Here is a 14463-nt window from a genome sequence, read left to right on the forward strand (position 1 = left end):
CCCTTGATCGCCGTCCTATCGTCGATAGCCCTTGGCCAGCCGGCGCTCCAGCGCCTGGCTGTACTTGGACATCGAGAAGCAGAAAATAAAGTAGATGAATGCGATGAACAGATAGGCTTCGACCCCGAAGCCGCGCCACGCCGCATCCGATAGCGCCGCCTTGGCCGCCAGGGTCAGGTCGAAAATGCCGATGATGACCACCAGCGACGTGTCCTTGAACAGCGAAATGAAAATGCTGACCAGCGGCGGGATCACGATGCGCAAGGCCTGCGGCAGGATGATCTTGCGCATCTGCTGCCAGTACGTCAGGCCCAGCGAGGCCGCGCCTTCGTACTGCCCCTTGGGAATCGCCTGCAGGCCGCCGCGCACGGTTTCCGCGATATAGGCCGCGGCGAACATGATGATGGCGATCTGCGCACGCAGCAGCTTGTCGATGGTGAAGCCTTCGGGCAGGAACAGCGGCAGCATGACCGACGACATGAACAACAGGCTGATCAGCGGCACGCCGCGTATCAGTTCGATGTACACCACGCACAGCGCCTTGATCGCCGGCAGCCGCGACCGCCGTCCCAGCGCCAGCAGCACGCCGATGGGAAAGGCGAAGGCGATGCCGAAGGTCGCCAGTATCAGGGTCAGCGGCAGGCCGCCCCAGCGTTCGTTCTCGACATAGGTCATGCCGAACACGCCGCCCCACATCAGCACCGCCACCGCGGCCAGCCCGAACAGCCACAACAAGGCGAGCCTGGGCGTCCAGAACCGGCGGATGCCGCTGCAGACGATGACCGCGATCAGGACGATGGTCGCCAGCAGCGGGCGCCATTGTTCATCGTAGGGATAGGTGCCGAACAGGATCAGCCTGTGCTTCTCCCGGATGAAGGCCCAGCAGGCGCCGCCTGACGCGCGGCACTCCTGCGCGGTGGTGGCCGAGAAGTTCGCCTTGATCAGCAGCCACTCCACCAGCGCGGGAATGGCCAGCAGCAGCAGCCACGCGATCAGCACCGTCAGCAGGATGTTCAGCGGCGACGAAAACAGGCGCAGGCGCAGCCATCCCCACAGGCCGGTCTGGCTGCCCGGCGGCGGCAGGCCGTCCACGGCGGCCGACGCCGCGCCGGCCGGACCGCCCGGCTGCGTGATCGGCAAGCCGTCCGGCGTCGGTGCGACGGGAAGATCGGCGGAACCCGCGCGCGGCGGTTCGGGAGTATTCATCCTAGCGCTCTACCAGCGCTATGCGCTTGTTGTACCAGTTCATCAGCACCGAGATCGACAGGCTGACCGTCAGGTAGGCGGCCATGATGATGAGGATGCCTTCGATGGCCTGACCGGTCTGGTTCAAGGTCGTGTTGACCACCGACACGATGTCGGGAAAACCGATGGCCACGGCCAGCGAGCTGTTCTTGGTCAGGTTCAGGTACTGGCTGGTCATCGGCGGAATGATCACGCGCAGCGCCTGCGGCAGCACGACCAGCCTCAGCACCAGGCCGCGCCGCAGCCCCAGGGAACCGGCGGCCTCCCACTGCCCGATATTGACCGCCTGCACGCCGGAACGGACGACTTCGGCGATGAAGGCGGCGGTGTAGCTCACCAGCCCCGCCAGCAGCGCCGCGAATTCCGGCGTCAGCGTCATGCCGCCGGAAAAGTTGAAGCCGCGCAGCACCGGCACGTCCACCTTCAGCGGCGCGCCGCTGACCAGCCAGCCCAGCAGCGGCAATGCGACGATCAGGAGCAGCGCCCAGCGGGCCAGCGGAAAGATGCGCCCGGTGGCTTCGCGCCGCTTGTTGCCCCAATGGGCCAGGGCCAGGATGGCGACGATGGCCAGCGCCAGGCCGCCCAGCATCCAGTCCACCGCGCCGCCCTGCAGGCTCGGCAGCTTCAGGCCGCGATTCGAAATGAAAACGTCCGGCAAGGGTTGGTGCGCTTGCCGCGGCCCCGGCATGTTCTCGGTGATCAAGGCGTACCAGAAGAACAGCTGCAGGAGCAGCGGGACATTCCGCATGACCTCGACATAGACCGACGCCAGCTTGGCGATCAGCCAATTGCGCGACAGGCGCGCGATACCGATCAAGGTTCCGAGCAGAGTGGCCAGCACGATGCCGATGACCGCCGCGCGCAGCGTATTCAGCAGCCCGACGACGATGGCCCGTCCATAGGTATCCGCCGGCGTATAGCTGATCGGCGTTTCGCCGATCGCGAAACCCGCCTCGCGGCTCAGGAAGCCGAAGCCGGTGGAAATATTGCGCGACGCCAGGTTGTGCAGCGTGTTCGAAACCAGGAACCACGCCACCCAGGCCACCGCCGCCACGGCGACGACCTGATAGACGATGGCTCTTACGCCTGGATCGTTCCAGGATAGCTTGCGGACAGGCGCCGCCGCCGGCGGCGCTTTGGAGTCGGGCGTCATGTCACCACCATACACCATGCAATCCAAGCGGCCGCGGCGTCGCGCCCGCGGGCGCGCGCGGCCGGCTCACGAACCATCAACGAATCGGCCAGCCGTACATCAAGCCGCCCTGCTTCCATTGCGCGTTCAGGCCGCGCGGCAGTTTCATGGGGCTGCCGCTGCCCAGGTTGCGCTCGAAGCTTTCGCCGTAATTCCCTACCTGCTTGACGATGTTGTAGGCCCACTTGTCGTCCACGCCCAGGTTCTTGCCCATGCCCGGCGTCACGCCCAGGATGCGCTGCACACTGGGATTGGTGCTTTTCAGCATGGCTTCGACGTTCTCCGTCGTGACGCCGTATTCCTCGGCTTCCAGCATGGCGTTCAAGGCCCAGCGCACGACGTTGAACCACTGCACGTCGTCCTGGCGCACCATCGGCCCCAGCGGCTCCTTGGAGAAATCTTCCGGCAGGATGATGTACTTGTCCGGATTCTCCAGCGTGGTCCGCGTGGATGCCAGCTGGGACTTGTCGGTGGTGAAGGCGTCGCAGCGTCCCGCCGAGAAGGCCCGCACGATCTCGTCGTACTTTTCGATCACGACCGGCTTGAACTCGATCTTGTTGGCGCGGAACCAGTCCGCCAGGTTCAGTTCGGTGGTGGTACCGGGCTGCACACAGACGGTGGCCCCGTTCAATTCCTTGGCGCTCTTGACGCCCAGTTCCTTGGACACCATGACGCCCTGGCTGTCGTAGTAGTTCACGCCGGTGCCGATCAGCCCCAGGGTGGTGTCGCGCGTCAGGGTTTCGGTCGTATTGCGGGTCAGCACGTCGACTTCGCCCGACTGCAGCGCGGTGAAGCGCTGCTGCGTGTTCAAGGGGGTCACCTTGAACTTGCTGGCGTCATTGAACATGGTGGCGGCGATCGCGCGGCACATGTCGACGTCCAGCCCCTTCCATTCGCCCTTGCTGTCGGCGGCGGAAAAACCGGGCACGCCGGTCGACACGCCGCATTGGACGAAGCCCTTCTTTTTGACATTGTCGAAAGTCGCGCCGGCGAAGGCGCTGCCGCACAGTGTCAGCATCGCGGCGCCGACGGCAGCCTTTTTCCAGGTGTTCATGGTGGTCTCCATTGCGGAAGGGTACGTAAGGGAACGGAAGGGCAGGCAACGCCAGCCGGGACGGACCGCCTTTGATGCGGCGCATGGTAGCCCCCGACAAAAACCAGGGACATGGGGGAAATCCCTGCGACATGCTCGCGGAATACCGGGGACATATCATGCCACGAGACGGCTGCCGCCCGCCCTGCCCCCAATGGCGTAGGGCCGCGCGCTACACGGTACTATTGCGGCTTCATCCCCCTATCCGCCATGATCGAATTCCAGCACGTATTCAAATCGTACGGACGCGGCCGCAATATCCTGGCCGATATCAACTTCCGCATTACGGCGGGCGAATTCGTCTTTGTGTCGGGGCCGTCGGGCGCCGGCAAGTCGACTTTGCTCAAGCTGATCGGGGGCTTGGAACCGCCCAGCCGGGGTTCGATCCAGGTGAACGGCCAGCGGCTGGACAAACTGCCGCAGCGAGCCCGTCCCTATCTGCGCCGGGCCGTCGGGGTCATTCTGCAGGACACCCACCTGCTCTATGACCGCAACGCCTTCGAAAATGTCATGCTGCCCCTGGCGGTGACCGGCCAGCCCCGGGACTCCGCCGCGGCGCGGGCGCGCGCCGCGCTCGACAAGGTCGGCCTGTCCGGCAAGGAAACCCTGAACCCCATCGAACTGTCCGGCGGCGAACAGCAACGCCTGGCCATCGCCCGCGCCATCGTCAACCGGCCGGCCATCCTGATCGCCGACGAACCCACCGCCAACCTCGATCACGACAGCGCCCTGCGCATCATGAATGTGTTTCGCGACTTCAATCGTGTCGGCGTGACGACGCTGATCGCCTCCCACGACCAGGAACTGATGTCCCACTACGCCCAACGGGTGCTGCGCATCGACCCCGGCCGATTCGCCGACCTGTCCGCGGAGGCCCAGTCATGAACGCATGGCTGCGGCAACACCGCTACGCGCTGGGCATCACCTTGCGGCGCATGCTGGCGCAACCCTTTTCGTCGCTGGCGAACCTGCTGGTGATGGCGCTGGCGCTGGCGCTGCCCATACTCGGGGCGGCCATCCTGGTGTCGGTCCAGCCAGTGGCGCGCCAGTTGTCCGTGACGCCGGAACTGACCGTCTTCATGAAGATCGACGCCCCGGCGGGCGCCGCGCAGGCCGTGGCCGACCGCATACGCAAGGATTACGGCGACGAGGTGCGCGAAGTCCGCACCATCGGCCGCGACAGCGCGCTGGCCGCCCTGCGGCGCAATCCCACCTGGGCGGAGGCCCTGGCGGTGCTGCCAGGCAATCCGCTGCCCGACGCGGTGGTGGCAACCCTGCGCGACGGCGACGACCTGGCGGGCCGCGCGGCCAAGCTGGCCCAGGCCTGGAAAGGCCTGGACCAGGTCGAACAGGTGCAGCTGGACAGCGACTGGGTCCAGCGCATGGAAGCCATGCTGCGGTTCGCCCGCATCGGCCTGGTTTTCCTGGCGGCCTGCGTGGCCGTGGTCGTGCTGGCCACCGTGTTCAACACCGTACGGATGCAGGCCCTGACCCAGCGCGAGGAAATCGCCGTGGCGCGGCTGGTGGGCGCGACGGAGTCCTTCGTGCGGCGTCCCTTCCTGTACCTGGGCGCCCTGTCCGGCGCGGTATCGGCGCTGCTGGGCATCCTGATCGCGGGGTGGGCGCTGTCCCCGCTGAATGACGCGCTCGCCGCCGTGGCACGCAGCTACGGCGCCGATTTTGCCCTGCACCTGCCGGAAGCCTCCTGGCTGGCGGTGGCGGTCGCGGCCGCCGCGGTGCTGGCGGCCCTGTCGGCGCGCTGGTCAGTCACCCGCAGTACCCGTTTTTAGTCCGCTTAATCGGGCAAATCGCGCCGCGCGTTCCATGGGATAGTGGAAACGTGGCTGCGATGCCGATCGAATTCGCCGGGACCGGGGGCGCCATTTCCCCGTTCCAGGGCCTTCGACCATGGCAGAGCAGAAATAAATAGAAATTTCAGATAAATTTAGTAATATCGCTCACAATCCTGCCCACTCTCCCGTTTCGCCCCTGCCCTGGAAGCCCGCGACCCACCATGTCTGCCCGTGACGCCCGCGCGACGCGCCACTATTTTGATAGCGCCTTCAACTATCAGGCAGTCAAAGTGCTGCCCAACGAGTACTACGTCACGGGCGACGACCTGATGATCACGACCGTGCTGGGCTCGTGCGTGGCCGCCTGTATCCGCGACCCGCAGACCGGCGTGGGCGGCATGAACCACTTCATGCTGCCGGAAGGCGACAGCCAGTCGCCGGCATCGGCCACGATGCGCTACGGCGCCTTCGCCATGGAAGTGCTGATCAACGAAGTGCTGAAGGCGGGCGCCGCGCGCGAACGCCTGCAGGCCAAGGTCTTCGGCGGCGGCGCGGTGCTGGAAGCCATGCAGCAGATGAACATCGGCGAGCGCAACGGCCAGTTCGTGCTGAATTACCTGGCGATGGAAAACATCCCGGTGCTGGCACGCGACCTGGGCGACGTCTATGCCCGCCGCATCAGTTTCTTTCCGCGCGACGGGCGGGTCATGGTGCGCAAGATGACCACCAAGACCCGTGCGACGGAAATCATCGCCAAGCGCGAAGTCGCGGTGGTGGAGACGCTCAAGGAAAAGACCGTTTCCAAGCCGCGCGTGGAGCTGTTCAATATGCCGCCGCGCGCGCGGCGCGCGACGGCGACCTGACAGGGTCGGCCCCGGTTACGCCGCGCGGGCGCTGTCCCGCGCTTCGACGCGCGCGCCGCCTTCCAGTCGTTGCAGCAGTTCGCGCCGCCTGGCGTGGGCGCGCTCGATCGAGGCGTCCTTGATATGGCCATAGCCGCGTATGTCTTCCGGCAGGCTGGCCAGGGCCACCGCGATATCCAGGCTGCCCCGGTTCAGGCCAGGCAGCAAGGCGGCCACGGTGTCGCGATACTCCCGGATCAGCGCGCGCTCCGTACGCCGCTCCTGGGTATAGCCGAAGACATCGAGCGGCGTGCCGCGCAGGCGGCGCAGCCTGGCCAGCACGCCGAACGCCTTCATCATCCACGGCCCGTAGGCGCGCTTGACCAGGTGTCCTTCCGCATTGCGCCGAGAGAACGCCGGCGGGGCCAGGTGGAAGTTGAGCTTCCAGTCGCCCTCGAACTGCTCGGCCACGCGGCGCATGAATTCGCCATCGCTGTACAGGCGCGCGACTTCGTATTCGTCCTTGTACGCCAGCAGCTTGAAGTAGTTCTTCGCCACCGCCTGCGCCAGGCGTGTGGACCCGGTGGCCGCCTGTTCCGCGACCGCCACCTGGTCGACGAAGTCGGCATAGCGGCGCGCATAGGCCGGGCTCTGGTAATCCGTCAGGAAGCGTACCCGCCGCTCCACCAGCGTCGCCAGGTCGGCGGAGAGGCCGGAAAGGCCGGAAAGGCCGGACATTCGCCCCGACGCCGCGCCATCGGCGCCGCGCTGCGGCGCGCCCCGGCGCAGCTCGATGATTTCCGCGCCGCTGCCGATGGCGCCGCCCGCATTGCCGGCGAGCTCGGTCGCCTCCAGCGCCGCGGCTGTCCCCGGCGCGGCCGCCTTGCCGGCCGGCGCGATCAGCTGCTGGACCGACGCCAGGTCCCGCGCCGCGCGGCGGCCCCAGGCGAACGCGGCCTTGTTGTTGTCGACCTGGGTGCCATTCAATTCGATGGCCCGCAACAAGGCCTCGCGCCCCAGGGGAATCCAGCCCTTCTGGTAGGCGTAGCCCATCATCAGGGGATTGGCGTAGATGGCGTCGCCGAGCAGGCCCACGGCCAGTTCGGCGGCGTCGATGGCATCGACCTGCCCCGGCATGCAGGCGGTGTCGATGTCACGCTGCAGATTGCCGGCCGGCAGGCGCCAGTCCGGATTGGAAATAAAGGCCGCGGTAGGCGCCACATCGCTATTGAGCAACAGGCGTGTGCGGTCCGGACTCATGCGGGCGACGGCGTCGGGGCTGCTGGCCACCACCAGGTCGCCGGCCAGCACCAGGTCCGCCTCGGCCATCGCCACGCGCGTGTTCAGGAGATGCCCTGGCGATCGGGCCAGGATCACGTGCGAATGCACCGCGCCGCCCTTCTGCGCCAGGCCCGCCATGTCGAGCACCGAACAGCCCTTGCCTTCGATGTGCGCCGCCATGCCCAGGAGCTGGCCGATGGTGACGACGCCGGTTCCGCCCACGCCCGCGATGAACACGCCATAAGGCCGTTCCAGCGCCGGCAGATCCGGTTCGGGCAGGGTCGCGTCGATGGCTTCCTGGCTGCCGATGCCCTTGGGCTTGCGCAGCTTGCCGCCTTCGACCGTGACGAAGCTGGGGCAGAACCCGTTCAGGCAGGAGAAGTCCTTGTTGCAGCTGGATTGATTGATCGCGCGCTTGCGGCCGAACTCCGTTTCCAGCGGCTCGACCGAAAGGCAGTTCGACTTGTCGGAGCAATCGCCGCAGCCTTCGCACACGCGTTCGTTGATGACGACGCGCCGCGCGGGGTCCGGATACGCGTTGTGCTTGCGGCGGCGGCGTTTTTCGGTGGCGCAGGTCTGGTCGTAGATCAGGATGGAAACGCCGGGATACTCGCGCAGTTCGCGCTGCACCCGGTCCAGCTCGTCGCGATGGACGACCGGCACGCCGGGGGCCAGGTCCCGCACGTCCTTGTACTTGTGCGGTTCGTCGGTCACCACGACGATTTTCTCGATGCCTTCGGCCGCCAGTTGCCGGGTGATCATCGGCACGCTGATCGGGCCGTCCACCGGCTGGCCGCCGGTCATGGCCACGGCGTCGTTGAACAGGATCTTGTAGGTGATGGGCGTTTTGGCCGCGACCGCGGCGCGGATCGCCAGCAGTCCCGAATGGTAGTAGGTGCCGTCACCCAGGTTGGCGAACACATGCTTTTCGTCGGTGAACGGCGCATGCCCGATCCAGGGCACGCCTTCGCCGCCCATGTGGGTGAACAGGTCCGTCTGGCGGCCCATCCAGCGCACCATGTAATGGCAGCCGATGCCCGCCATGCCGCGCGACCCGTCGGGCACCCGCGTGGACGTGTTGTGCGGACAGCCGGAACAGAACCACGGTTTGCGCTCGGCCACGACGCGCGGCCGCGACAGCGCGCGCTCGCGCGCCTCGATGAAGGCCAGGCGGGCTTCGATGCCGGCGCGCACGTCGGCGGGCAGATCGAACTTCAGCAGGCGCGCGCCGATGGCCTTGGCGACGATGGCCGGCGAAAACTCGTAGTGCGCCGGCAGCAGCCAGTTGCCCTGAGGCACTGCCCACTCGCCGCCGTCCTTGTCGTCGAACTTGCCGACCACGCGCGGGATCTTCTTGCCGCTGCCTATCCAGCCGAACAGTTCTTCCTTCAACTGGTATTCCAGGACCTGCCGCTTTTCTTCCACCACCAGGATTTCGTCCAGGCCCTCGGCGAAGCGCTGCATGCCGGTGGCCTCCAGCGGCCATACCATGCCCACCTTGAACAGCCGCACGCCGATGCGGCGGCAGGTGTCGTCGTCCAGCCCCAGGTCGGAAAGCGCCTGGCGGGTGTCCAGGTAGGCCTTGCCGGACGTCATGATGCCGAAGCGCGCGGCTTCCGCCGGCACGTGCCATAGCTCGCGATTCAGGCCGTTGGCCCGCGCATAGGCCAGGGCGGCATACAGTTTGTAGTCCAGCAGGCGCGCCTCCTGTTCCAGGGGCGTATCGGGCATGCGGATGTTCAGGCCGTCCGCCGGCATCCTGAAATCTTCCGGCAGGAGGATACGGACGCGCTCGGGGTCGACCTCCACCGACGCGGAGACTTCCACGATGTCGGTGATGCATTTCATGCCGACCCATACCCCCGCGTAGCGGCTCATGGCCCAGCCATGCAGGCCGTAATCCAGGACTTCCTGGACGGTGGACGGGAACAGCACGGGAATCAGGCAGGCCTTGAGCAGATGGTCGCTTTGATGCGGCAGCGTCGACGACTTGGCCGGGTGATCGTCGCCGGCCACGACCAGCACGCCGCCGTGGCGCGAGGTGCCCGCGCCATTCGCATGCTTGAAGACATCGCCGCAGCGATCCACGCCCGGGCCCTTGCCGTACCACATGCCGAACACGCCATCGTAGCGGGCGCCGGGGAACAGATTCACCTGCTGGCTGCCCCACACAGCGGTGGCGGCCAGGTCTTCGTTCAAGCCGGGCTGGAAGACGACGTGGTGGGCTTCCAGGTACTTGGCAGCCTTCCACATGTTCAGGTCCACCCCGCCCAAGGGCGAACCGCGATAGCCGGAGATGAAGCCCGCCGTGTTCAGTCCGACCCGCATGTCCCGCGTGCGCTGCATCATGGGCAGGCGCACCAGGGCGTGGATGCCACTCATCCAGGCACGGCCGGTTTCCAGGGAGTATTTGTCGTCCAGCTGGACGGATTGGAGCGCGGCGCGCTGCGCCGGCGTCAGGGGGGCGTTCATGCAGTCTCCGTTTGTCTTGGATGGCTCACGCCGGCTGGGCGTTTGCCTCTTGTGAAGGCGTGCCTGCCGGCATAAACAGTGAACCAGGCTTTTTCATCCTTGCCTGTACCGGTCTTTTACTCCTGGCGCCGCGGCGGCGCAATTGGTGTTCCCGCCGAGATCCGGCCCAGGTTCCGCCCGCGGGCTCGCATTCGGACGTTTACCCAGGGCGGAATGCAATAATCGCGCATGGACTTTGCAACCCGTATTGCGACCTGGCAACAGCGCCATGGACGCCACGACCTGCCCTGGCAGAACACCCGCGATCCGTACCGCATCTGGCTGTCGGAAATCATGTTGCAGCAGACCCAGGTGAGCACGGTCATCCCCTACTACCAGCGCTTCCTGGAACGCTTTCCCGACCTGCAAGCGCTGGCCGGCGCCGAACAGGAAGACGTCATGCCCTATTGGGCGGGCCTGGGCTACTACGCGCGCGCCCGCAACCTGCATCGCTGCGCGCAGGAGATCGTGCGCGACTGGGGCGGGCGCTTCCCGCCCGATGCGGCGGCCATCGCGACGCTGCCCGGCATCGGCCGCTCCACCGCGGCCGCCATCGCGGCCTTCGCCTACGGCGAACGCTCGCCGATCATGGACGGCAACGTCAAACGGGTGTTCGCGCGCCATTTCGGCATCGACGGAGACCCCACCCGCCGCGAGACCGAGATCCGCCTGTGGAACCTGGCGGACGCGCAACTGGCGGACGGCGCGGGGCATGAGGTCGACATGGGCGCCTATACCCAGGGCCTGATGGACCTGGGCGCGACGCTATGCGTGCGCGGCAAGCCCTTGTGCGACCGCTGCCCCGTCAGCGAGACCTGTATCGCGCGCCGCGAAGGGCGCCAGGCCGAGCTTCCCACGCCCAGGGCGCGCAAGGCGTCGCCGGAGCGCAGCACGGGCATGCTTGTGCTGCAACACCGCGATCGCATCCTGCTGCAACAGCGCCCGTCGCCGGGCATCTGGGGCGGATTGTGGAGCCTGCCGGAATTCGATCCCGCGCTGAACGCGGCGGCGGCCTGCCGCGAGCTGGGCGCGACGCCGGCCACGGTCTACGAACTGGCGGCGTTCGCGCATACCTTCACGCACTTCCGGCTGCACGTGCGGCCCTGGTACGTCGTCGTGGCGCAAGCGCCCGATCTGGACGGCAAGCCTTGGCAGTGGGTCGACGCGGCCGGCCTGGCCGCGGTGGCCCTGCCGGCGCCGGTGCGCAAACTGGTCGACGGTCTGTTCGCGGCCGACCTGGCGGCGCTGGCGCCTAGGTCTTGACCGAGCGATGGCGGTTGATGCTCATCAGCATCCCGCAGGCGATGCCCACGGTCAGCAGCGCGGTGCCGCCATAGCTCATGAAGGGTAGCGGCACCCCCACCACGGGCAGGATGCCGGTCACCATGCCGATGTTCACGAACACGTAGATGAAGAACATCATCGTCAGCGAACCGCTCAACAATCGCCCGAACTGCGAGGTGGCGCGGGTCGCGATGGTCAGGCCGCGGGCGATCAGCAGGCCATACAGCACCAGGATCAACACCCCGCCGTAGAGCCCGAATTCCTCCGCATAGACGGCGAAGATGAAGTCCGTCGTGCGTTCGGGAATGAAGTCCAGGTGGGTCTGTGTCCCCTTCATATAACCCTTGCCGTACAAACCGCCGGAACCCACCGCGATCATGGACTGGATTGTATGGAAGCCCTTGCCCAGGGGATCGGTACTGGGATCCAGCAGGGTGCACACGCGGTGCTTCTGGTAGTCGTGCAGGACGACCCAGTCGACTTCCGGCTGGCACAGCTGGTCTTCATAACTGACCAGCGTTCCGATGCCGATGACGGCCGCCAGCACCACCGGTATCAGCAGCTTGAACGACAGGCCGGCGAAATAGATGACGCAGAAACCCGCGCCGAACACCAGCAGCGCGGTGCCCAGGTCGGGCTGGCGCACGATCAGCAGGAAGGGCACGCCCAGCAGCAGGCCGGCGAACAGGAAATCGCGTATGCGGACCTGGCCTTCGTGGCGCTGGAAGTACCAGGCCAGCATCAGGGGCAGCGCGATCTTCATCATTTCCGAAGGCTGGATGCGCGTCACGCCCAGGTTCAGCCAGCGCGTCGCGCCCTTGCTGGTTTCGCCGAAAAGCTCGACGGCCAGCAGCAGCGCCACGCCCAGCACGTAGGCCGGCGGCGCCAGCTTCATCAGCCACTTGGGAGGCATCAGCGCCACCGCCCACATGGCGAAGAACGCGATGACGAAGTTGCGCGACTGGTCCGCGAAGCGCCAGTCGGTGCTGCCCACCGCCGAGTGCATCACCGTCAGCCCCAGGGCCGTCAACAGGACCAGGATGCACAGCAGGGGCCAGTCGAACGCCGTCACGACGCGCAGGAGGATCAGGGCCAGGCGCTTCATCGATCGGTCCCCGTGGTCGGCGTGGCTTCCGTGCGGACCGCGACCACCGGTTGGCGCGGCGGCGCGTCCGCCTGGTTGCGCGAGGCGTCCGGCCGGCGCGGCGGCGTGTCGGGCTGCCTGCCGGCGACGCGGGATGTGGCGGGAGGCGTGACGGGAGGCGTGGCGAGCGGCTTGGCGGGAGCCGCGGCGGATGGTTTGGCGAGAGGCGCGAGGGCCGGCGCGCCGGTCTCATTCGCCGCGACGCTGGGCTGTTTCGGGGGCATGTCGGGTTGATCCTGAAGCAGCCACGCATCGAATACCTTGCGTGCGATCGGTGCGGCGGCGCTGGCGCCCCAGCCGGCGTTTTCCACGATCAGGGCGACCGCGATGCGTGGATGATCGGCCGGCGCGAAGCCCATGAACAGGGCGTGGTCGCGCAGCCGCTCGTCCACGGCGCTGGCGTGATAGCGCGCGCCACGCAGGCTGTAGACCTGCGCGGTGCCGGTCTTGCCGGCGGCCTGGTAGGCCGCGCCGCGAAAAGGCTGCCGCGCCGTGCCCACACGCACCACGTCGGCCATGGCGCCCTTCACCACGTCCAGGTTGGCCTGGTGCAACGGTATCTGGTAGTTCGGCGTGCTGGGCGTGGTGACGAACAGGCCCGTGCGCGGATCTTCCACCGAGTGCACCAGGTGCGGCTTGCGGTACAGCCCGTTGTTCGCCAGCGTCGACGTGGCTTGCGCCAGCTGCAGGATGGTAAAGGCGTTGTAGCCCTGACCCACCGCCACCGACACGGATTCGCCGGCATACCAGCGCTGCTTGTCCTTGTCCTTGTACGCGCTGCGTTTCCAGGCCGTGGACGGCAGCACGCCGCGCTTTTCGCCGTCCAGGTCGATGCCGGTGATCTGGCCGAACCCGAACTGCTTGGTGAAGTCGTGCAGCGCGTCCACGCCGATTTCAGGCCCGAGCGAAAAGAAATAGGTATCCGACGACACCACCAGTGCCTTGTGCATGTCGGTGGGACCGAAGACCGCGCCCGCCGCGTTGCGGAATTTCTGTCCGCCGAATTCGAAATAGCCGGGATCCGGAATGCGATCGGTGGCGCGGCGCTTGCCCAGCTCCAGCGCGGCCATGGCGACGAAGGGCTTGTAGGTGGACCCGATGGGATAGGTGCCGTAGATGGGCCGGTTGATCAAGGGATGATCCGGCGATTCGTTCAGCATGCGCCAGTTGTCGACGTCGATGCCGTCGACGAAGAGATTGGGATCGTAGGAAGGCTGCGACACGAAGGCCAGCACTTCCCCGGTGTCCGGGTCGATCGCCACCAATGCGCCGCGCTGGTCGCCGAAGGCTTCCTCGGCCACCTTCTCCAGCCGCATGTCGATGGACAGCTTGATGTCCGAACCCGGCACGGGATCGATGCGGCGCAAGGTGCGCACGGGGCGCCCGCCGGCGGTGACTTCCACTTCCTCCAGCCCGGTGCGGCCGTGCAGCTGCGTTTCCCAGCTTTTCTCTATGCCTTTCTTGCCGATGACGTCGGTGCCGCGGTAATTGCCCAGCTGGCCGCTGGCCTCCAATTCCTCGATATCGCCATCGGAAATCCGGCCGATATAGCCGACGACGTGCGCCGCCGCCTTGCCTTCGGGGTATTCGCGCACCCAGCGGGCGCGCAGCTCCACGCCGGGAAACTGGAATGCGTGCGCGGCGAACCAGGCGGCTTCGGTGTCGTTCAGGTTGTCGCGCAGCGTCAGCGTGGCGTACCGGCTGTTTTCCGCGATGCGCCGCTTGAGCCGGCGCTGGTCGGTCGGGCTCAGGTACACCACCGGCGTCAGGGCCTTGAACAGCGCATCGATATTGCCCACCTGCGCGGGCACGATGTCCAGCGTATAGGTGCGGTAGTTGCGCGCCAGCACGACGCCGTTGCGATCCAGGATCTCGCCGCGGCGCGGCGGGATGGGCACCACCGCGATGCGGTTGCGGTCGGCGCGCTCGGACAGACCTTCGTAGCGGTCCACCTGCAGCATCCAGAAACGGCCGACCAGCAGGCCGAAGCACAGGATGGCGGCCGCGCCGCCCACCCATGCCCGCAACCTGAAGCGCTGTTTCTGCTGAGCGCCGGTTTTTTTGAATTCAAACATGTC

The 14463-nt window shown here is 66.7% G+C and carries 10 protein-coding genes; 4 read left to right on the plus strand and 6 right to left on the minus strand.

Features of this window, described 5'->3' with window-relative positions; all coding sequences use genetic code 11:
* Positions 1-15: 15 nt before the first annotated feature.
* From CAL26_RS24230 to CAL26_RS24240, 3 genes are all read right to left on the minus strand, one after another.
* On the minus strand, positions 16-1206 hold the full coding sequence (locus tag CAL26_RS24230; protein WP_094849215.1) for an amino acid ABC transporter permease: 1191 nt from the start codon (positions 1204-1206) through the stop codon (positions 16-18).
* A gap of 1 nt (position 1207) precedes the next feature.
* On the minus strand, positions 1208-2398 hold the full coding sequence (locus CAL26_RS24235; protein WP_094849216.1) for an amino acid ABC transporter permease: 1191 nt from the start codon (positions 2396-2398) through the stop codon (positions 1208-1210).
* A 76-nt stretch (positions 2399-2474) separates the two neighbouring features.
* Positions 2475-3491, minus strand: a complete 1017-nt coding sequence (locus CAL26_RS24240; RefSeq protein WP_094849217.1) for an amino acid ABC transporter substrate-binding protein — start codon at positions 3489-3491, stop codon at positions 2475-2477.
* 249 nt (positions 3492-3740) lie between these two features.
* On the opposite strand from CAL26_RS24240, the gene CAL26_RS24245 reads away from it, so the two are divergent.
* From CAL26_RS24245 to cheD, 3 genes are all read left to right on the plus strand, one after another.
* Positions 3741-4415, plus strand: a complete 675-nt coding sequence (locus CAL26_RS24245; RefSeq protein ID WP_094849218.1) for a cell division ATP-binding protein FtsE — start codon at positions 3741-3743, stop codon at positions 4413-4415.
* Positions 4412-5320: a cell division protein FtsX gene (locus CAL26_RS24250; RefSeq protein ID WP_094849219.1), complete on the plus strand. Its 909-nt coding sequence runs from the start codon at positions 4412-4414 to the stop codon at positions 5318-5320. The genes CAL26_RS24245 and CAL26_RS24250 overlap by 4 nt, the downstream gene beginning before the upstream one ends.
* 224 nt (positions 5321-5544) lie before the next feature.
* On the plus strand, positions 5545-6186 hold the full coding sequence (cheD, locus tag CAL26_RS24255) for a chemoreceptor glutamine deamidase CheD (RefSeq protein ID WP_086067116.1): 642 nt from the start codon (positions 5545-5547) through the stop codon (positions 6184-6186).
* 15 nt (positions 6187-6201) lie between these two features.
* Here the strand turns inward: cheD and CAL26_RS24260 are convergent, their stop codons facing one another.
* Positions 6202-9918 carry an indolepyruvate ferredoxin oxidoreductase family protein gene (locus tag CAL26_RS24260; RefSeq protein WP_094849220.1) on the minus strand — a complete coding sequence of 1239 codons (3717 nt, stop codon included), beginning with the start codon at positions 9916-9918 and terminating at the stop codon, positions 6202-6204.
* Between the two features lie 228 nt (positions 9919-10146).
* Here CAL26_RS24260 and mutY point away from each other — a divergent pair, with 228 nt between their 5' ends.
* On the plus strand, positions 10147-11220 hold the full coding sequence (mutY, locus tag CAL26_RS24265; RefSeq protein WP_094849221.1) for an A/G-specific adenine glycosylase: 1074 nt from the start codon (positions 10147-10149) through the stop codon (positions 11218-11220).
* Here mutY and rodA read toward each other — a convergent pair.
* The gene (gene rodA / locus CAL26_RS24270) at positions 11210-12346 is read right to left on the minus strand and encodes a rod shape-determining protein RodA (RefSeq protein WP_094849222.1); all 1137 of its coding nucleotides are present in this window, start codon (positions 12344-12346) and stop codon (positions 11210-11212) included. The genes mutY and rodA overlap by 11 nt on opposite strands.
* Positions 12343-14460, minus strand: coding sequence for a penicillin-binding protein 2 (mrdA, locus tag CAL26_RS24275; RefSeq protein WP_094849223.1), 2118 nt, complete (start codon positions 14458-14460; stop codon positions 12343-12345). Before mrdA ends, rodA begins: the two co-directional genes overlap by 4 nt.
* Positions 14461-14463 lie beyond the last annotated feature (3 nt).

Source organism: Bordetella genomosp. 9, from assembly GCF_002261425.1.
In the GTDB taxonomy this organism is placed as follows: domain Bacteria; phylum Pseudomonadota; class Gammaproteobacteria; order Burkholderiales; family Burkholderiaceae_B; genus Bordetella_C.